Genomic DNA, 20,634 nt, shown 5'->3' with positions numbered 1-20,634 from the left:
TGTCATCTTCCTTTACATATAAATACTATTGTTTACTTACTAAAGTTTGAATCTTAGTTGTCATTATATCGATCGCTACTTTATTACTTCCACCCTCTGGAATAATAATATCTGCGTACCTTTTTGTAGGTTCTATAAATTGATTGTGCATTGGTCGAACTACATTTAGATATTGATTGATTACAGAATCCATTGTACGGCCTCTTTCTTCAGTGTCTCTAAGAAGACGTCTTAATATGCGTAAATCAGCATCTGTATCGACATAAATTTTTACATCCATTAAATCTCTTAATGTTTTGTTTTCAAGCGCAAATATACCTTCTACGATAATAACATCTTTTGGCTCAAATGCAATCGTTTCCTCACTTCTTGTATGATTTGTATAATCGTATGTTGGCACTTCAACCTGTTTACCATTTCTTAAGTCGGTTAAATTTTCAATTAACAAGTCATTATCAAAAGCGAAAGGATGGTCATAATTGGTTTCCAAACGTTCATCAAAAGTTAAATGCGATTGGTCTTTATAATAATAGTCTTGAGCCAATAGTGCAACACTATGACCTTCTAAATTTTTCATAATTTCATTTGTGACTGATGTTTTACCTGATCCAGACCCACCAGCTATACCAATTATTGTTGTACTTTTCATTATCCAATTTCCTTTCTCATCATGTTATTTGCATAAATTGGATGATTAACTTTAATTTGCACAATTTGTAATGGGTGACGGGCAGCATCAAGTTCATTACCCTCTTCGTCATAAATTGTTTCTACAACTTGTCGAAAAGTCTCAATTTCTGGGCCGAAAAATTCTATTTCTTGTCCAGGCTCAAATTTATTTCGTTGTTGAATCGTTGCAATCTTAGTTTTCTCATCATAATCTAATACTAATCCACAGAAATCATAAGCTGAATTTTTCTTATTCTGATGTCCAAACATCTGCTCTTCATAACCAGGTGTACCTTCTATAAAAGCTGAAGCAGTATCTCTGTTGGCACATTTATCTAATTCTATTAACCATTCTGGTTTGATTTTGAAATTTTGAGGGTCATTGGCATAAGCATCAATCACTTTTCTATAAACAGAAACAACTGTAGCAATATAGTGAATTGATTTCATACGCCCTTCTATTTTCAATGAATCAACACCAATATCCATCATATTTGGAATAGATTCTATTAATTTTAGATCTTTCGGACTCATTGCAAATGGTGTGACTTCCTCATCTCTATAATATAAGTCTAATTCTCCGTCAGATTCCACTTGCAGTAAGTCATAATCCCAACGGCAACTTTGACAACAACCACCTCTGTTTGAATCTCTTGCGGTCATATGATTACTTAAAGTACATCTACCTGAATAAGCAATACACATAGCTCCATGTATAAATGATTCAATCTCGATGTCTACTTGCTCTTTCATTTCTTTCATTTCCATTGCACCAGTTTCACGCGCTAAAACAACTCTGTCTAGACCTTCTTCTTTCCAAAATTCAACCGCTTTATAATTTGAAAGTGATTGTTGTGTAGATAGATGAATTTCTAGTTCTGGCGCAACACTTTTACAAGTCTCAATAATTAACGGGTCTGCAACAATGATTCCTGTAACACCGGCCAATGCTAAGTCACGTAAATAGTCATCTAGACCTTCCATGTTTTCATCATGAGCGATTATATTCGTAGTAACATAAATTTTAGCATGATAACGTTTGGCAAATTCAACGCCTTCTTTTATTTCTGCTAATGTAAAATTATCGGCATTTGATCTTAAACCATATGCTTGTCCGCCCAAGAAAACAGCATCTGCACCATAATGTACGGCTATTTTCAGTTTTTCTAAATTTCCAGCTGGTGCAAGAAGTTCAGGCTTTTTCATTTTAGGTTTATGTTGAATATTAATTTCTTCTAAAATTTCCACTGTTCAACCTCCATTAATATACTGTTTGTTTATATAAGAAACCTTCATCAAATGGGCGATGTTCTGGTTGTATTGCTTCAATTGGGTCAACAAGCATAAATTTTTCATCTTCATAAGCTTCCGGGTCTTCATTATATAAATCAATGGCTTCTCTATATTGTTCAGTACACACGCTTATATATTCTTCTGACTGTAACACACCATCTATTTTCAATGCATCTATACCAGCCTCTAATAAAGGTTCTAATTCTTCTATTAAACATATATCATGCGGAGACATAATATGAGTGCCATTATAATCTTCGTAGACTGGATATTTGTTATCACGTTCTTCGTCATATAATAGTAATTCATCAGCTACTAGATTACGCTCAATCTTTAATTGTCGCTCTTGGAAGGTGTAATAGTTGCCTAACAACATACGCTTAGATTGAAACATACATGTCATACCATGGACTTGTACTTCAACTTCCACATTTGCATTAGCTTTTATATTTAGTATTTCTTCTAAGTTCAATTCCCTTGCTAACTGAGCACGTTTGGCGCCCTTTTTCCCCCAATAATTGCACTGAAAATAATTTGTCACTAACGTTTCAGCATCCCAATTAAGTGGAATTGGGTTATCTTGATTTTTCACAAACATAATTACAGCTGGGTCACCAAAAATAATGCGGTCAACTTTAATTTCGTGCAAAAATTCTATATAGGATTCAACGGCATTTAAATGGTAGTTGTGAAAAAGTCCATTCACAGCTGCATAAACCTTTTTATCATTACTGTGTGCCAAATTCACAGCTTCTCGCATAGCCTCTCTATTAAATTCACCAGCAAGCCTCAATCCAAATTTCTGCTCACCTATCACAAATGCATCAGCGCCTTTTTCAATTAACACTTCAATATGTTTAACAGATTTGGGTGTAACTAATAATTCTGTCATTGTGATTCTCCTTTAATTGAAATTGCTAAACCATCATCTATGTTTAAAAAATTAGTTGTGTAGCCTTCATGATTAATTAACCATTCGTTATACTCTATTACTTTTTTAACCATTTGACGTACATTACGTGTGCGTACCACTGATATATCCGAAACAAAACCGTGGTATAGTACATTATCCGTAATAACAACACCACCATCTTTTAAGATTGGCGTATAAAGTTCAAAAAATTTCTTTGATTGTGCTTTAGCAGCATCAATAAATATCATATCATACGTTCGATCGTTCACCTTATTGAACTGTTCTAACGCATTGCCTTCAATTAGTTTTACTTGATTATTAAAACCAAATAATTCTATATTCTCTTTTGCTTTCTTTATCATTTCTTCATCACGTTCTATTGTCGTCACTTGAATTTCTTTAGATATCGAAGCAAATTGCATTGCGCTGTAGCCTATAGCAGTACCAATTTCTAATATGTTTGTTGGTTTATGTAATCTGATTACTTGTTTTATCATCTCAAGTGTCAGCCTATCTACAATTGGGACATTATTTTCCTCTGCAAACGTTCTTAGAGTTTCTATATTTTCATCGGTTTGCTTGTGTAAATTTAATAAATAGGATTGATTATTATCCATTTCTTCATAACTTCCTTTGTTGTAAAATCATACTTTGGATTCAAGCAATAAAATAAATCAGTCATTTAGTGACTGATTAAATAATTTAAACAAAATATTAAATCCTAAATTCAATGTGCGTAATTATTTTAATTATGATTCAGTATAAAACTTTTTCTTTTATGTATGTACGCACAAATTTAACTTTATATATTTTATCACAAACAAATAGAGAATATAAGTGTAAAGTCATAGTGAATACTAAATTAAAAAATTGAATTATCATACCGGTCATTGTTTTATCGATTATTCATAGTATTTAATATTGTATTTTCCATTGGTAATAAAATTAGAATCATGTCATAACACAATTACAAAAAACGCCTCGTTTTAAAGTTAAACTATAATTATTTCACATCATAGACCAACATATTTCTTTGAATAAATATTACATACTCTACTGATTTACTAATAACTGAGAGAATTAATTGAGGAATATTTATAGTATCGATCATAAGCTCAAAATCATATCCAAAGGAACCAATACTTGATCAAATTTTTAAAGTTATAAATATAAAAGAGAGCTAATCCCTAATGGATTAGCCCTCTTATTTTATGAATTGATATTTCAATTCCAAATTCTTATGCTTTTTCGCATATTAATTAATTATTATCTATTACTCGTGATCGTGGTCATGATCGTCCATTTCAGTATTAACTACTTCTTCAATCATGTCCCACTCTTCATCTGTTTCTACAGGTAAGAATTTACCACCTTCACCATTTTCATCTGGTTCATTAATCATTGGTACCAATTCTATTAAATCATCATCATCAGATTCTGCGCCTTCTTCAGCAAGAATCACATATTCTTTTTTAAATTCTGGGTGGAAGAATTCTAATACTTTACGATATAAGACTTCATTACCTTCCTCATCGTATAGAGTAAGTAATTCCTCTTCGTTGTTAATTTCTAATTGAGAATCGTGATTGTGTTCAGTCATAATTAAACGCTCCTTTTTATTGTAATGAGTCTAAATAGCCTTGCAATATAAAGACCGCAGCCATTTTGTCGATTACTTTTTTTCGTTTCTGTCTAGAAACATCTGCTTCAAGCAGTGAACGTTCTGCAGCCATAGTGCTTAAGCGTTCATCCCACATAATTATCTCTAATGATGGCAGTGCTTCTTGAAGTTGCTCCTTGTATTGTAACGAAGCCTCGCCTCGAAATCCAATAGAATTGTTCATGTTTTTTGGTAATCCGATAATTACGGTACCAACTTTCTCTTTTTGTATAATATCTACAAGTTGATTTATACCTAATTCATTTTTTTCTTCGTCTATACGGAGTGTATCTAATCCTTGGGCTGTCCAACCCATAAGATCACTTATCGCAATGCCAACAGTTTTACTACCTACATCTAAACCAATAATTTTATGTTTTAACATAAATTAGTTAGTTTTCTCTTGTAAATAACTAGAAACTAATTCTTCCATAATATCATCACGATCAATGCGACGTATTTGATTTCTAGCTTCATTATGACGTGGAATATAGGCAGGATCACCTGAGAGTAAATAACCAACGATTTGATTTACTGGATTATACCCTTTTTCTTTCAACGTATTATAGACATTTTGTAACACTGTTTTGACATCTTCTTTTGGAATTTCATCATAATTAAATTTCATTGTTTTATCAAAATTTTCCATGTACACCACTCCTTTTGTATCGAGATAAAAAAGCTCTTATTCTCATTCTACATGAGAACGCCTTGAAGTTATAGCGATTTAATGTAATCTTTAATAAATCGTAATGCTTCTGTTATGTTTTCCGGTTGAGTTCCGCCACCTTGAGCCATGTCTGGGCGACCTCCACCTTTACCACCTACAATTGGTGCCATATTTTTAATAATATCGCCAGCTTTTACTTTATCAGTAAACGCTTTTGGTACAGTTGCTATTAATGATACTTTGCCATCTACATTACTAATGAGTACTATCACTGTATCTTGTAATTTTGATTTGAAGTCGTCCATCGTTTCACGTATAGCTTTAGCGTTAGGCACTTCAACTTCGGTAGCAAGGAATTTCAAACCGTTAATTTCTTCAACTTGGTTTGTAAGGTCTCCCATTTTCAGTGAAGTAACTTCTTTATTTTTTTGTTCTAGTTGTTTCACTAATTCTTTTTCTTCTGTTTGCATTTGTATTACTTTATCTAAAACTTGGTCATCTGTTTTAACTTTTACTTGAGTTTTAACAGCATTAAATTGTGATTGTATCGTTTCTAAATATAGAAAAGCTGATTTACCAGTTAAAGCTTCTATTCGTCTAACTCCAGCACCAGTACCAGATTCACTTACGATTTTAAATAGACCGATTTCAGAAGTGTTATTAACATGAATACCGCCACACAACTCAATTGAGAATGGTGCCATATTTACTACTCTGACCACATCACCGTATTTCTCACCAAATAAAGCCATAGCACCTATTTGTTTAGCTTCTTCTATAGGCATTTCTTGGATGTTAACTTCAATGCTGTTCCATATTTCTTCATTAACTCTGCGTTCCACTTGATCAATTTCTTCTTGAGTCATAGGGCCGAAATGTGAAAAATCAAATCTTAAACGCTCTGCTTCAACCAATGAACCAGCTTGATTAACGTGTTCGCCCAACACTTCTTTTAATGCTGCATGTAATAAATGTGTTGCACTGTGGTTTTTCTTAATTGCACTACGGTCTTTATGGTTAACACTTGCAGACACTTCTGCATTTGTTTTTACTGTACCAAATTGAATTTCACCTTTGTGTAAGTTTTGACCATTAGGTGCTTTCGTAACTTCAGTTACTGTAATTTCAAAGTTTTCATTACTTACTTTACCTTGATCGGCAACTTGACCACCACTTACTGCATAAAATGGCGTCTCTTTAAGGATGAAATAAACAATCTCACCAGCTTCTGCAGTATCAACTAATTCGCCATTATGAATGATATCAGTTATTGTAGTAGCTCTGTCCATTACATCATAACCAACAAACTTACTTTCAGTCGTAATTTTCTTCAATACTTCACTTTGCACTTGCATTGATTGTGAATTTTGTCTTGCTTGTCTAGCTCTATCTCTTTGTTGCTGCATTTCAGATTCAAATGTGGCCATATCTACTGTTAAATTTTCTTGTGTTGCAATCTCTTCAGTTAGTTCTACAGGGAACCCGTAAGTATCATACAGTTTAAAAGCATCTTTACCACTAATTTCATTAGATTGTTCTTTAGCTTGAGCAACAAGATTATTTAAAATAGCAAGCCCTTCTTCTAATGTTTCGTGGAAACGTTCTTCTTCAGATTTAATTACACGTTTAATAAAATCAGACTTTTCTTTTACATTTGGATAATACGGTTCCATAATATCAGCAACTATATCAACTAATTGATACATAAATGGTTCATTGATATCTAAAGATTGGCTAAATCTCACCGCACGACGTAACAAGCGACGTAATACATAACCACGACCCTCGTTAGCTGGTAATGCACCGTCAGCAATTGCAAATGCAATCGTGCGAATATGATCTGATATAACTTTAAATGCAACGTCATATGCATCTTTTTCTAGATATTTTTTCCCTGATAGTGTTTCTACTTCACGGATTATTGGCATGAATAAATCTGTTTCATAATTTGTACGTACATTTTGAGCTAATGATGCCATTCTTTCTAATCCCATACCCGTATCAATGTTTTTATTCGGGAGTGGTGTATATGTGTGGTCTTTATTATGGTTAAATTCACTAAACACTAAATTCCACACTTCAAGGAAACGCTCATTCTCTCCACCTGGATACATTTCTTCAGCTGGATCATCTTTACCATAACTATTTCCACGATCATAGAAAATTTCTGTATTAGGACCTGAAGGACCTTCACCAATATCCCAGAAATTTCCTTCAATTCTAATAATTCTACTTTCCTCTAAACCAATGTCCTCATTCCATATACGATACGCTTCAATATCTTCAGGATGTACAGTCACATATAACATTTTAGGGTCCATTGCCATCCATTTCTCACTAGTTAAAAATTCCCATGCAAATTCAATTGCTTCTTTTTTAAAATAATTACCAATTGAGAAATTACCTAACATTTCAAAAAATGTATGATGACGTGCAGTAAACCCTACATTTTCAATGTCATTTGTTCTAATTGCTTTTTGTGAATTTACAATACGTGGTTTTCTTGGCGTTTCCCTACCATCAAAATATTTTTTTAACGTTGCTACGCCAGAATTAATCCATAGTAAAGAATCATCATCAATTGGAACTAATGGTGCTGATGGTTCAACCATATGACCTTGTTCTACAAAATAATCGATAAAATTTTGTCTAATTTCACTTGCTTTTAAGTTTTTCATACCTTAAATTTCCTCCATCTCAACTCAAGTTATAACAGTAATTCATAAAAAATGAAAATAAAAAACGCCCATCCTCATAAAAGGGACGAACGTTTCGCGGTACCACCCTAGTTATAAGCATCAGTAAATCTTTATAGACCTCATTGTTAAAATTATGCAATTCAACAGTCTTAACAAATTTACTAACATACACTTATCACTTAATTAGTTACTATGCTTACTGACACAAAGTAGCTTTCAACTATATTCTTTGTACTTTTCACCAACCAGTACATCTCTGGGGATAAAACATAGTTTACTTATCTTCATGCGAAGTTATTTATATTGTATTTATTTTCAACGACAATGTCAATCTTCAACGAAGTCATATGGGGAAAACTCCCCCATATTAATCATAGGATTTATTTTAAATATATTTTCTTCAGACAATATAATATCTGAATCAAAGGATTTACTGACATCAGCACTTTCAGTCTCTTCATCATTATTAAAATATGCTTGAAGAAAAGCACACAATTGTGTCATTCTTACTTGGCCGTGCGTCTTTAGACCAATATCAAATGCTTGTGGGTCTCCTAAGAACACAAGTGACTGTTTGGCACGTGTTAAACCTGTATATAATATAGGTTTTTGAAGCATTCTAAAGTACTGTTTAACCATTGGCATAATAACGATTGGAAATTCTGAACCTTGTGACTTATGAATTGATGTACAATAAGCGTGTGTTAATTCCATTAAATCTTGACGAACAAATGTAATCTCATTACCTTCAAAATCAACTACCAAAACATCTTTATTTAACGCATTTTCTTTAGCCCAGAAGATACCTACAATAACGCCAATATCACCATTAAATATATTATCGCTTGGTCGGTTAACAAGTTGTAAGACCTTGTCACCTTTTCTAAAGACAATATCACCAAATTCAATTTCTCGAGTATCCTGTTCTTTAGGATTCAAGATATCTTGCAATACTGTATTTAGTTTCTTAATACCTGCAGATCCTTTATACATCGGAGCTAATACTTGAATATCACTCATATCATAACCTTTATTCACTGCACTTGATACTACTTTTTCAACAACAGAAGGTATCTGTTCAGTTGTACAGTTTATAAAATTACGATCATGAAATCGTTGTGTAATATCAATGGCTTCACCTAGTTTCATCCTATGCGCTAATTCAATAATACTTGAACCATCTTGTTGACGGTAAACTTCAGTTAAATTCACACGAGGAATCACTTTCGAATCAATTAAATCCTTAAATACTTGACCTGGTCCAACAGATGGCAGTTGATCTTCGTCCCCGACTAGTATAACTTGCGCATCGATAGGTACAGCACTTAAAAATTGATGAAATAACCATGTATCAACCATTGACATTTCATCAATTATGATAAGTTTAGCAGAAATTTCATTATCTAAAATATCTTCTGGTTGCGTATCTTGATTCCAACCTATTAGGCGATGTATCGTCATAGCCTCCAAACCAGTTGACTCTGACAAACGTTTTGATGCTCGTCCAGTTGGCGCACCTAGAACGACAGGATAATCATCATTTTGATAATCGTCATAATCTAATGATAAACCATGCAACTCTGCATACAATTCGACAATACCTTTAATGACAGTAGTTTTTCCAGTACCTGGACCACCTGTCAGCAACATTATTTTAGAGTTAATCGCTGTTTGCAAGGCTTCTCTTTGCGAATCTGCATATGTAACATTATTGCGATCCTCAATTTCACCGATTTCAAGCAGTAAATCCGATTGCTCAATTTCTTTAAGTTTATTTGTATAAGTAAAATTACGGTATAAATTTTGAACGCTTTTCAGTTCTGAATAGTACAGACTTGGAATAGCGACTTCATTTTCTTGCTGGATTAATTTAGTGTCATTTACCAGATCTTGTAAAACTTGCTCAAGTTGCTGTGTTTCTATTAATTCACTTGGTGGTTGTGATAACATATCTTGAGTCATCTCTAGTACATTATGAGTTGGTAAATAAGTATGGCCTTGTTTTATGCATTCTTCTTCTAGCACATAAAGTAAACCTGCTTTAAGACGTTCTGCATCGTTAAATTGAATGCCGACATTACGCGCTAATGTGTCCGCCTTATTAAAACCGATACCTTTGACGTCATATACAAGTTGATAAGGCTTGTTTTCAACTACGTTGAGCGTTTCGCCTAAATATGCTTGGTATATAGCCATTGCTAGCTTAGGTCCAAAACCTAAATCATGAAGACGAATAATAATTTGTTCTGTTTCTTGATTACTTGCGATTTGATCAGCAATTTGTTTTTGTTTCTTTTTAGGTAAGCTAGGCACTTTTTCTAATACAGTTGGATCATTTAATATGTCACTAATTGCATTTTCACCTAATTTATTTACAATACTTTGTGCTGTTTTTTTACCGATTCCTTTAAAAAGGTCACTGGATAAATAACTTATAATTGCTTCTTTCGTTTGTGGTAACTCTTTTTCAAATGTTTCAGCCTTTAATTGTTTACCATATTTCGCATGCGTAACGACTTGGCCTTTAAATGTATAAACGTCACCTTCTGCAATATCTGGAAAAAACCCTACAATTGTAGGCATTGAATCGAAAGTCTCATTGGATTCAATCGTATCAACTTTTAAAACCGTATAAAAATTTTCTTTGTTTTGAAACAAAATCGCATCAACAGTCCCTTTAATCATTGAATTATTAAATAGTGTAGGGTTTTCCATAAGTTATTCCTCCTCTGCGATAGATTTAAAAGTTTTGATAGCATGATGGCTCATGACATGATCTGGATTAGCATCGACAGCCGCTTCAAAGTGACGAATAGCTTCGTCAGTATTCTCCGTTTGCATATATGTCGCTAAACCTAAATTATAAAGCGCATCTGCGTGTTTTTTATCGATTGCTAATACTCGGTTTAGCTGGTCAATAGCTGGTTCAAACATTTCTAAATGACATAACACAAGCCCGTATTGGAATTGTACCTCAGCATCATCACGGTCATCTTGTTCCGCTGCAGTCATTAGGAATGGTAAAGCTTCGTTAAATGCTTCTAGTTGATTAAAAGACATTCCAATCATATAATTTGTATCAACTTTATCAACGTTAAATTTCAGCGCTTGTTGGTATAATTTTATCGCTTCATTAAAACGACCTTCATTGTAATATACATTTCCTAAATTATAATAAATTGCACCGTTTTCTGGATCTAAAGTGATTGCTCTTTGAAAGAATTTTTCAGCTTTTTCTACTTCCCCAGCTTCAGCCAATAATATTCCAGCATTTATGTAATTTTCAACTTCTTTTGGACTAGCTTCTATATTTTCAAATAATGCTTTAAGTGCTTCTTCAAAATTACCCTGTTTAATTAATTTATATATTTGCTCTTGATTCAATTTTAACCCTCTTTTCTGACTATTAATTATAACATTTACTCATTTTTTTGAAATATTAATTTCAAAAAAAGAAATCGCTAGATACTATATTATATAGTCTACTAACGATTTCTAAATAATACTTCATCTTTTGATTTATAAAACGTAACTTAATTGTCCAGATTCTTTGAAAACATCATCAATTGTAGCGCCACCAAGACAGACATCCCCATCATAAAGTACAACAGATTGACCAGGCGTAATCGCACGAACAGGTTCATCGAATACTACACGAATTGCGTTATCACTCTCTTTTTGTACAAATACTTTAGTATCTTTTTGGCGATATCTGAATTTTGCAGTACATTCAAATCCGTTTTCCAAGTCAACATCATTTACAAATGAGATATCTGATGCAATCAAGTAGTCACTGTACAATGCATCATGGTGAAAACCTTGTTCAACATATAATACGTTATCATTTAAGTTTTTACCAACTACAAACCATGGATCGCCGTCTCCACCAATACCTAGGCCATGACGTTGTCCGATTGTATAATACATTAGTCCAGCATGCGTACCGATTTTTTCACCTTGTAGTGTTTGCATTTCTCCAGATTGTGCTGGTAAATATTGTGAAAGAAATTCTTTGAAATTACGTTCTCCAATAAAACAAATACCTGTTGAATCTTTCTTTTTAGCAGTTGCTAAATTTTGTTCTTCAGCAATACGACGCACTTCTTTTTTATCGATATCACCTATTGGGAACATTACACGAGATAATTGATCTTGTGATAATTGATTTAAGAAATAAGTTTGATCTTTATTGTTATCCACGCCTCTTAACATTTCAACGTGTCCATCCTCATGACGACGCACACGTGCATAATGACCTGTAGCAACATAGTCAGCACCAAGTTTTAATGCGTGTTCTAAAAATGCTTTGAATTTAATCTCTTTATTACACATTACATCAGGATTTGGCGTACGACCTTTTTTATATTCATCTAGGAAATACGTAAATACTTTATCCCAGTATTCTTTCTCAAAATTCACTGCATAGTATGGAATATCTAATTGATTGCATACTGCGATGACATCATTATAATCTTCAGTAGCTGTACATACGCCATTTTCATCAGTATCATCCCAATTTTTCATGAATATACCTATGACATCATAACCTTGTTCTTTTAACAAATGTGCTGTAACGGAACTATCTACGCCACCAGACATCCCGACAACAACTCGTGTATCTTTATTTGACACTTACACGTCCTCCTTAAATTTATGATAAATTTTATGAATTTCTGTAGCTATATATTTTATTTCTTGTTCAGTTGTTTGTTCATTAAAACTAAATCTTACCGAATGGTTTGCTCGATTATCTTCTTCATCATACATTGCTTGTAATACATGTGATGGTGTTGTAGTACCTGCAGTACAAGCTGAACCTGATGAAACATATATATTGGATAAATCTAATAAAGTCAGCATTGTTTCTACATCTATAAATGGTAAATATAAATTTACTATGTGACCAGTTGAATCTGTCATAGAACCATTTAATTCAAAGGGGATTGAGCGTTCTTGTAATGAAACTAAGAATAAATTTTTAAGGTTCATTAAATGAACATTGTTTTCGTCTCTATATTGGTTTGCAAGCTTAACAGCTTCAGCTAATCCAACAATTTGCGGTAAATTTTCAGTACCAGCTCTACGTTTAGCCTCTTGTTCTCCACCTAATTGTTGATATTTTAATGGAGTGCCTTCTTTTAATAGTAGTATGCCAACACCTTTTGGACCACCAAATTTATGTGCAGTCATACTCATAGCATCAATATCAAATTCATGAAAATCTATTTCTAAATGACCAATCGCTTGTACTGCATCAACATGAAACAGTGCATTAGATTTACCAACAATTTCTTCAATATCGTACATTGGTTCAACAGTGCCTACTTCATTATTAACAAACATGATTGAAACTAAAATCGTTTGCTCTGTAATAGCATTTTCTAATTGCTGAAGGTTGATTATACCTTGTTTATCAACATCTAAATATGTGACTTCAAAGCCTTCTTTTTCTAGTTGTTCAAATACATGGAGTACAGAATGGTGCTCAATTTTGGAAGTGATAATATGTTTTCCTCTGTGCATCTGGTCATAAGCCACCCCTTTAATAGCAGTGTTATTAGATTCTGTCGCACCGCTTGTAAAAATCACTTCACTTGGTTTTGCGTTAAAAGAAGATGCAATTGCACGACGTGCTTCATCTAAATACTTTCGTGCATCTCTTCCTATACTGTGAATGGAAGACGGATTACCATAATGAACAGAATAAATATCCATCATTTTATCAATTACTTTTTGCTTAACTGGTGTTGTAGCAGCATAATCTGCGTATACTTCCATGCTTGACACTCCTTAAATTTTTATCAATGTTCCAATGATAGCACCATATAATTAATTTTTCTAGTTGTCTGTTTCAAAATGACCATTTTCATCAATATCTTTAAAATCCTCTAATAATTTCATAGTGTTTTTGATATCTGATGGTTGTTTACTATTCAATGACATATTTTGCAATCGCTTATCATTAATATGCCAGTGCGTAGCAGTGATTTTTGATTGTAAATACTGATCATGTGTAACGATAAGTACTTGACCTTGAAAACTTTCAATCATTTTTAATATTAAATCTTGCGTAGCTATATCAAAATAATTGGTTGGTTCATCTAAAATAAGAAGATGTGGGTTAGAAAAATATAATAATACAAACTGCAATCTACTTTTCTCACCCATGGATAAAAATGCGATAGGTTGATGAATTTTTTCCTTATTAAAATCAAAAGAAGCTAAAATTGTTTGCGCTTCACTACGAGTCACACTGTCCAATGCCATCACCATGTCTAATGGACTGCTGTTAAAGTTCAAGTTGTTATTTTGTTGGTCAAAACTAGCCATTTTAAGCGATGGCGTAATATATATATCACCTTTATCCGGTTTTATGTCTTGTTTAATCATTGCGATAAATAATGATTTGCCACTACCATTCGGACCCGTTAAAAGTATATTTTCTTTATTTTTCATTTCAAAGTTAGCATTCCTATAAATTTCCTGTTGATTTATAGTTATACTAACATTTTCAAATCTAATTAAGCTACGCTTTCGTAAACGCGTTTGCTCATTAAAATGAAAATCCCTATTATCATTTTCGGGTGCTTCAATTTGTTTTTCATTAATCTTTTGTTTTAGTTGTGATTCCTTTACTTTTGCTTTTTGAGCTAATTTACTTAATCTTTTTTGTTGTATTGGGTCGCGCACACTAGTTGATTTTTGTGAAGCTGAATGCCATTCATTCACTCGTCTAATAGTCGCTTCTAGCGCTTTGATTTCTTTTTGTTGTTTATCATAAGCGTTGACTTGTGATTGATGAGCCAAATCTACAACTTGTTTATAATGATCATAATTACCTTGAAATTTTCTCGTTCCGTTACGTGTTATTTGATAAATGTGTGATGCCGTTTGATTGATGAAACCTCTGTGATGAGACACAAAAACGATAGTCTGTTTAGATTTATTTATATTCTCTATCAAATTATCTAGCATTGTCATATCAAGATGATTAGTAGGTTCATCAAGTAATATTAACGATTTTTTTGATAAGAATGCTTTTAATACCGCTACACGTGTTTGCTGTCCTCCGCTAAGCGACGCAACCTTTTTATCTAGGTCGATTTCCGTTAAATCAAATAATTTTGCTTGCGTAATGATTTCTTGTTCAAATTCATAGCCTTCCAATGCAACGTAATGACTTATTTTTTCATAATTATATTGTATTTCTTTTTTCAATTGAGCAATTTGTGGTTTTAGAAATAGGATAAAATCCATTGCTGTCATCTCATAATAATCAGTCATATCTTGTTCCATTAAATATGCGCTTTCTTTATAAGTATCCTTAAGCGCATGCAAGAGTGTCGATTTTCCAACACCATTGTCTCCTAAAAATGCAACATGTTCTCCTTCTTCTATCTCAATTAGCACCTTATCAATCAGTATTCGTCCGTACTGTTCAAATGGTTTTTGTTCATAATAAAAAGACATATCAATTCCTCCACTTTTAGGACATGACATATCTTCACCGTGTTATATATTACTTTGTATGTGGTTGCTTAAGTATTTTCACGTAATTTAGACAGGGTCATATCCCATAACTTTTATTTAAATTTAATTGGTTTGTATATTTCTTATGAGATTTATCCATTGTCTTAATTAAGCCACCTAACGTTTTAATTTTGTATAAGTATAACAATGAGCAATTTCTTACGCAAGTTTTAAATCGCCTGTTATACTACTTTGTATTAACAAGCTCAAGGAGGATTACGATATAAAATGAACAATTTAAAATTATCTGCGCTTAACTTAGTACCAATCCGCGAAGGTCAAGATGATCAAGCAGCAATCAAAGATATGGTTAAACTTGCGCAAGATTTAGAAGCACTTGATTTCGAACGTTATTGGATAGCTGAACACCACAACGCTCCTAATCTAGTTAGTTCGGCAACTGCATTATTAATTCAGCATACACTAGAACACACTTCAAAAATACGTGTCGGTTCTGGTGGTATTATGTTACCAAATCATGCACCATTAGTTGTTGCAGAACAATTCGGAACAATGGAAACTGTTTTCCCAAACCGTGTAGACCTTGGGTTAGGACGTGCGCCAGGAACAGACATGATGACTGCTAGCGCTTTACGTAGAGATCAACATAACGGTGTTTATGAATTCCCTGAAGAAGTTGAACAACTTTCAACTTACTTTGGCCCAGCTAATCAGCAAGGATATGTACGCGCCTATCCAGCTGTTAATAAGCAAGTACCACTTTATATACTTGGTTCTTCTACAGATTCAGCACATTTAGCCGCACGTAAAGGCCTACCATATGTCTTTGCTGGCCACTTTGCACCGCAACAAATGAAAGATGCGATTCAGATATATAAAGAACTATTTGAGCCATCTGACGTACTAGACAAACCTTATGTTATTGTTTGCCTTAATGCAATTGTTGCAGATACAGATGAACAAGCTGAATACTTAGCAACTACACAAGCACAAGTGATGGTGAGCATCACTAGAGGCAGAATGCAACCTGTACAACCACCAACTGATGATTTAAAAGGGCTCTTAACGCCTACAGAATATGAAATTGCAAAACAAAGAATGCAACAATCCTTAATCGGATCTAAAGAGACAGTTGAAGTTAAAATTCAAGACTTTATCAAAGAACACGGTGAAATAGATGAACTGATGGCGATTAGTTATATTTATGATCAAGACGCACAGTTAGATTCTTATAAAAAACTGAAAACAATTATCGAAGAGATATAATTTATTAAATAAGCCGAGACTTTTCACAATTCAATGTTTAATATTCATCAAAACAGTAATTAAATAAGCGAATGTACGAAATATAAGATTAAACTTTTAATTTACTTTATAAGTGTTTATATTTTGAAATTCATCATAGTTAAATTTCAAAATATAAACTTGGTGTTATTCATACTAGATTGTCACATTCTATATTATTGTCCTTCACATATTATCACAACCTATCATAAAAATTAATGCCTACTAAACAATGGAAAGCTTAAGTCTAGTTCTTATCCGATGTTTAGTAGGCATTATTTATAATAGTTTTTATTTGCAAATAAAAAGGGTTAAGACATCATGATGTCTTAACCTCTCTTCATTATCCTATTTGTTTACAACAAATATTATTTTTTATCGTCTTTTTTGTCATCTTTTTTATCGTTATCACTGCCGCCAGTGAATTTATCGATTTGTTCAGATGCTTGTTTTGCTTTTTCATTGTCTGTATCTTTTAATTTATCTGATACATTTTTTGCAGTTTCTTTTGCTTTATCTAAAAAGTTTTCAGCCATTTAAAATCTCTCCTTTAATAGTCATAAATTATAGATTATTTTTTAAATTTATCGATAACATCATTAGCTTTATCTTTTGCATTTTCTACAAATTCTTTAGCTTTACCAGAAGTTTTATCTTCTTTACCTTCGTTTTCTAGTTCTTTATTATCAGTAACGTTACCTAATGTTTCTTTCACATTACCTTTTGCTTGTTCTACTTTGTTTTCGTCTGCCATGTAAATTACCTCCTTAATGATGTATATATAATACGTACCACTAATTTTAATAAATAAACATCTCAAACATAGATTAATAAATATTTTTCAAATTTGTTATATCATTAATATCAAATGCTATTTCTGCATCATTTAGATATAGAACATGTACCCATCTAGATTATTTGTATCCTTATATTCTGCTAAATATTTTAATGATGTATTATCTAGCACATCTCTTACTGCGTCTCTCATTCTAATCCAAAGTTGTTTTTGAGCAGGTGGTTCTGAATCGATACTTTCAACGAATGTGATTGGACCTTCTAATAAACGAATAATGTCACCCGCTGTTATCTCTTCAGATGGTACTCTTAACTGGTAACCACCTTTTGCACCACGAACACTTCGAATTAACCCGGCATTTCTCAATGGACCGACTAATTGCTCTAAATACAGATCGCTCAAATTATTTTCTTCCGCAATAGATTTTAAAGACACACACCCTTGACCTTCTTTTTTAGCAAGAGATATCATTAGTGTTAACCCATATCTTCCTTTAGTTGAAATTTTCATTATATTACCTCACTTAATTCGAATACTATATAATAACATTCTATCACTTTTTACGTTAATATAGAATTAGAAAGGTGTGAAACATTGTGTCAAACGAACCACTAGCTTCAAGAATGCGACCAGGCAACATTGATGAGATTATATCTCAAGAGCATTTAGTTGGTCCAAAAGGCATTATCAGAAGGATGGTAGAAACAAAAAGATTATCCTCAATGATTTTTTATGGACCACCTGGTATCGGTAAAACAAGTATTGCTAAAGCTATATCAGGAAGTACTCAGTTTAAATTCCGTCAATTAAATGCAGTTACAAATACAAAAAAAGACATGCAACTTATAGTTGAAGAAGCCAAAATGTCTGGGCAAGTTATTTTATTATTAGATGAAATCCATCGTTTAGATAAAGCTAAACAAGATTTTCTATTACCACATTTGGAAAATGGAAAAATTGTTCTTATTGGGGCTACGACATCAAATCCGTATCACGCAATAAACCCTGCCATTCGTTCAAGAGCTCAAATATTTGAACTTTATCCATTATATGAAGATGACATCAAAGCTTCATTGAATAGAGCTCTAAATGACGAAGAACGTGGCCTAGCAAGCTATAATCCGATTGTAGACGAAGACGCGATGGCCTATTTTACAACTCAAAGTCAAGGTGACGTTAGAAGTGCTTTAAATGCATTAGAATTAGCAGTTTTAAGTTCAGATACAACAGACAACCAACGTCACATCACCTTACAAGATGCTAAAGATTGTTTACAAAAAGGAGCTTTTGTAAGTGATAAAGATGGCGACATGCATTATGATGTGATGAGTGCGTTTCAAAAATCAATTCGCGGTAGTGATGTAAATGCTGCACTTCATTATTTAGCACGCTTAATTGAAGCAGGCGACTTACCAACAATCGTTAGGAGATTGTTAGTAATAAGTTATGAGGATGTTGGCCTCGCATCTCCTAGTGCGGGACAACGCACATTAGCTGCTATCGAATCAGCTGAGCGTTTAGGCTTTCCAGAAGCTAGAATCCCCTTAAGTCAGGCTGTTATTGAACTCTGCTTATCACCTAAGTCTAATTCAGGCATTACTGCTATTGATGCTGCCCTATCTGATATACGCAAAGGTCATATAGGACAAATTCCTGATCATTTAAAAGATGGACATTATGCTGGCGCTAAAGAACTAGGACGTGCTATTGGTTATAAGTATCCTCACAGTTATGACAGTGGATTTATTCCTCAACAATATCTACCTGATAAATTAAAAAGTAAAATTTATTATGAACCGAAAACGACTTCTAAAAGTGAGCAACAATTCAAATCGGTTTATGAAAACATCACACAAGCGCAACAAAAATAAAAAAATTCTAGATTTAAATAAAAAAACAGAGGTTGAGATTATAGCATCTCAACCTCTGTTTTTATATATAAAATATTGGATAACTACATACTAAAAATGACTTTATATTTTATCTTTAATACGTGAAACAGGTATATCTTTTAAAATATCATTAACAACATAGCTGGCGCTAATCAAACCAACTACACTTGGGACGAATGCATTAGAAGATGGTGGGATTTGTCCTTTTCTCGTTGGTGCGTTTGCATCACCTACAGTATCTTTAACATCCTCTCTTATTACTATGGGACTTTCATCTGAAAACACGACAGGTATACCTTTATATATGCCATGTTTTTTCAATTTACGACGAATAATTTTAGCCATTGGATCCATATAGGTTTCAGAGATATCAGCAATCTTAAATCGTGTTGGATCTGTTTTATTTGCAGCACCCATACTGGAAATAACAGATATGCCTCTTTCCAAGCATTCTTTCATTAAATGCACTTTATACATAATAGTGTCACTTGCATCAACAAAGTAGTCAATATCATAATTATTGAACAAAGCTTCGTATGTTTCTTCTGTGTAAAACATATGTAATGAAGTTACCTTACATTCAGGATTAATCAACTTAATACGTTCTTCCATCAAAGTAACTTTACTTTGTCCAACAGTAGTTGTTAATGCATGTAATTGACGATTCACATTAGTGATGTCAACATCGTCTTTATCTATTAAAATGATATGTCCGATATTAGTACGCGCTAGAGCTTCGGCAGCAAATGAGCCAACCCCTCCAACGCCTAAAATCACCACAGTTTTTTGTTTTAATAATTCTAAACCTTCTTGGCCATAAGCCAATTCATTTCTTGAAAATTGATGTTTCATGCCATTCTCCTTAATAATAAGAGCAATTAAATATAGTTTTTACATTTAAACTTCTTGTTCTCTTATTGGATTTAATATATTTATTTTATTTCAATTTAATTAAAAATATCAAGTTCTGTATTTTATATCAAAAAAATACGCAAGACCGAAGTCTTGCGTACCGATAGAGTCCATAAGTGCCGTAGTTATAAAATGCTTGATCATTCGGCCTGCTTAAAACAGGTGGGTGCCCTGTTTCTTGTTTTGCAAGTCCTCCTAATGAGGCGTGTGCGCTGCAAGAAAACCCATTGGGCTCCCGGATCAAAGAGTGTTAGGCCCAAATATTAAGCAAACATACGAACACTACAGATGACTATCTTATGGAATTAATAATAACACATTATTTGAAATTAGCAAGAATAAAAGCTTATACCAA

19 protein-coding genes and 1 other RNA gene are annotated in these 20,634 nt (G+C 33.1%); 2 read left to right on the top strand and 18 right to left on the bottom strand.

What is annotated here, in order from left to right:
- Positions 1 to 25: 25 nt before the first annotated feature.
- The 13 genes from udk to sal form a co-directional block, all read right to left on the bottom strand.
- Positions 26 to 649: a uridine kinase gene (gene udk, locus LG295_RS06655; protein WP_017724641.1), complete on the bottom strand. Its 624-nt coding sequence runs from the start codon at positions 647 to 649 to the stop codon at positions 26 to 28.
- Positions 649 to 1,917, bottom strand: coding sequence for a U32 family peptidase (locus tag LG295_RS06650; protein ID WP_404476771.1), 1,269 nt, complete (start codon positions 1,915 to 1,917; stop codon positions 649 to 651). Before LG295_RS06650 ends, udk begins: the two co-directional genes overlap by 1 nt.
- A 13-nt stretch (positions 1,918 to 1,930) precedes the next feature.
- On the bottom strand, positions 1,931 to 2,854 hold the full coding sequence (locus LG295_RS06645; protein WP_318832814.1) for a peptidase U32 family protein: 924 nt from the start codon (positions 2,852 to 2,854) through the stop codon (positions 1,931 to 1,933).
- On the bottom strand, positions 2,851 to 3,492 hold the full coding sequence (locus LG295_RS06640; RefSeq protein WP_326017229.1) for an O-methyltransferase: 642 nt from the start codon (positions 3,490 to 3,492) through the stop codon (positions 2,851 to 2,853). The genes LG295_RS06645 and LG295_RS06640 overlap by 4 nt, the downstream gene beginning before the upstream one ends.
- Positions 3,493 to 4,148: 656 nt before the next feature.
- On the bottom strand, positions 4,149 to 4,475 hold the full coding sequence (locus tag LG295_RS06635; RefSeq protein ID WP_017724645.1) for a DUF1292 domain-containing protein: 327 nt from the start codon (positions 4,473 to 4,475) through the stop codon (positions 4,149 to 4,151).
- 16 nt (positions 4,476 to 4,491) lie between these two features.
- The gene (ruvX, locus tag LG295_RS06630) at positions 4,492 to 4,920 is read right to left on the bottom strand and encodes a Holliday junction resolvase RuvX (protein ID WP_017724646.1); all 429 of its coding nucleotides are present in this window, start codon (positions 4,918 to 4,920) and stop codon (positions 4,492 to 4,494) included.
- Between the two features lie 3 nt (positions 4,921 to 4,923).
- Positions 4,924 to 5,184, bottom strand: a complete 261-nt coding sequence (locus LG295_RS06625) for an IreB family regulatory phosphoprotein (protein WP_017724647.1) — start codon at positions 5,182 to 5,184, stop codon at positions 4,924 to 4,926.
- Positions 5,185 to 5,252: 68 nt separating this feature from the next.
- Positions 5,253 to 7,883: an alanine--tRNA ligase gene (gene alaS, locus LG295_RS06620; protein ID WP_107558288.1), complete on the bottom strand. Its 2,631-nt coding sequence runs from the start codon at positions 7,881 to 7,883 to the stop codon at positions 5,253 to 5,255.
- A gap of 348 nt (positions 7,884 to 8,231) precedes the next feature.
- A complete protein-coding gene (locus LG295_RS06615; RefSeq protein WP_107531867.1) occupies positions 8,232 to 10,619 on the bottom strand; it encodes an ATP-dependent RecD-like DNA helicase in 2,388 nt (795 codons plus the stop codon).
- 3 nt (positions 10,620 to 10,622) lie between these two features.
- On the bottom strand, positions 10,623 to 11,288 hold the full coding sequence (locus LG295_RS06610; protein ID WP_101049493.1) for a tetratricopeptide repeat protein: 666 nt from the start codon (positions 11,286 to 11,288) through the stop codon (positions 10,623 to 10,625).
- A gap of 135 nt (positions 11,289 to 11,423) precedes the next feature.
- The gene (gene mnmA / locus LG295_RS06605) at positions 11,424 to 12,536 is read right to left on the bottom strand and encodes a tRNA 2-thiouridine(34) synthase MnmA (protein ID WP_107558289.1); all 1,113 of its coding nucleotides are present in this window, start codon (positions 12,534 to 12,536) and stop codon (positions 11,424 to 11,426) included.
- On the bottom strand, positions 12,537 to 13,682 hold the full coding sequence (locus LG295_RS06600; protein WP_318832812.1) for a cysteine desulfurase family protein: 1,146 nt from the start codon (positions 13,680 to 13,682) through the stop codon (positions 12,537 to 12,539).
- Positions 13,683 to 13,742: 60 nt separating this feature from the next.
- Positions 13,743 to 15,374, bottom strand: coding sequence for a Sal family ABC-F type ribosomal protection protein (sal, locus tag LG295_RS06595; protein WP_404476763.1), 1,632 nt, complete (start codon positions 15,372 to 15,374; stop codon positions 13,743 to 13,745).
- A 288-nt stretch (positions 15,375 to 15,662) separates the two neighbouring features.
- On the opposite strand from sal, the gene LG295_RS06590 reads away from it, so the two are divergent.
- Positions 15,663 to 16,661 carry an LLM class flavin-dependent oxidoreductase gene (locus LG295_RS06590; protein ID WP_107558292.1) on the top strand — a complete coding sequence of 333 codons (999 nt, stop codon included), beginning with the start codon at positions 15,663 to 15,665 and terminating at the stop codon, positions 16,659 to 16,661.
- 386 nt (positions 16,662 to 17,047) lie between these two features.
- Here the strand turns inward: LG295_RS06590 and LG295_RS06585 are convergent, their stop codons facing one another.
- From LG295_RS06585 to cymR, 3 genes are all read right to left on the bottom strand, one after another.
- Positions 17,048 to 17,215 (bottom strand): hypothetical protein, encoded by a 168-nt coding sequence (locus LG295_RS06585; RefSeq protein ID WP_167456072.1) that lies wholly within the window; start codon positions 17,213 to 17,215, stop codon positions 17,048 to 17,050.
- A gap of 35 nt (positions 17,216 to 17,250) precedes the next feature.
- Entirely contained in the window at positions 17,251 to 17,433 is a 183-nt protein-coding gene (locus LG295_RS06580) for a CsbD family protein (RefSeq protein ID WP_029377123.1), read from the bottom strand.
- Positions 17,434 to 17,565: 132 nt separating this feature from the next.
- The gene (gene cymR, locus LG295_RS06575) at positions 17,566 to 17,985 is read right to left on the bottom strand and encodes a cysteine metabolism transcriptional regulator CymR (protein WP_017724657.1); all 420 of its coding nucleotides are present in this window, start codon (positions 17,983 to 17,985) and stop codon (positions 17,566 to 17,568) included.
- An 86-nt stretch (positions 17,986 to 18,071) separates the two neighbouring features.
- On the opposite strand from cymR, the gene LG295_RS06570 reads away from it, so the two are divergent.
- Positions 18,072 to 19,346: a replication-associated recombination protein A gene (locus LG295_RS06570; RefSeq protein ID WP_404476757.1), complete on the top strand. Its 1,275-nt coding sequence runs from the start codon at positions 18,072 to 18,074 to the stop codon at positions 19,344 to 19,346.
- A gap of 102 nt (positions 19,347 to 19,448) precedes the next feature.
- Here the strand turns inward: LG295_RS06570 and LG295_RS06565 are convergent, their stop codons facing one another.
- Together LG295_RS06565 and ssrS are read right to left on the bottom strand one after the other, a co-directional pair.
- Positions 19,449 to 20,219, bottom strand: a complete 771-nt coding sequence (locus LG295_RS06565) for a ThiF family adenylyltransferase (protein ID WP_107558294.1) — start codon at positions 20,217 to 20,219, stop codon at positions 19,449 to 19,451.
- 163 nt (positions 20,220 to 20,382) lie between these two features.
- Positions 20,383 to 20,573, bottom strand: a non-coding RNA gene (gene ssrS / locus LG295_RS06560) — 6S RNA.
- Positions 20,574 to 20,634: the final 61 nt, after the last annotated feature.

Origin of the sequence: Staphylococcus pseudoxylosus, assembly GCF_044794325.1 — a bacterium.
GTDB lineage: Bacteria > Bacillota > Bacilli > Staphylococcales > Staphylococcaceae > Staphylococcus > Staphylococcus pseudoxylosus.
This window is presented reverse-complemented; position numbering and strand designations above follow the sequence as displayed.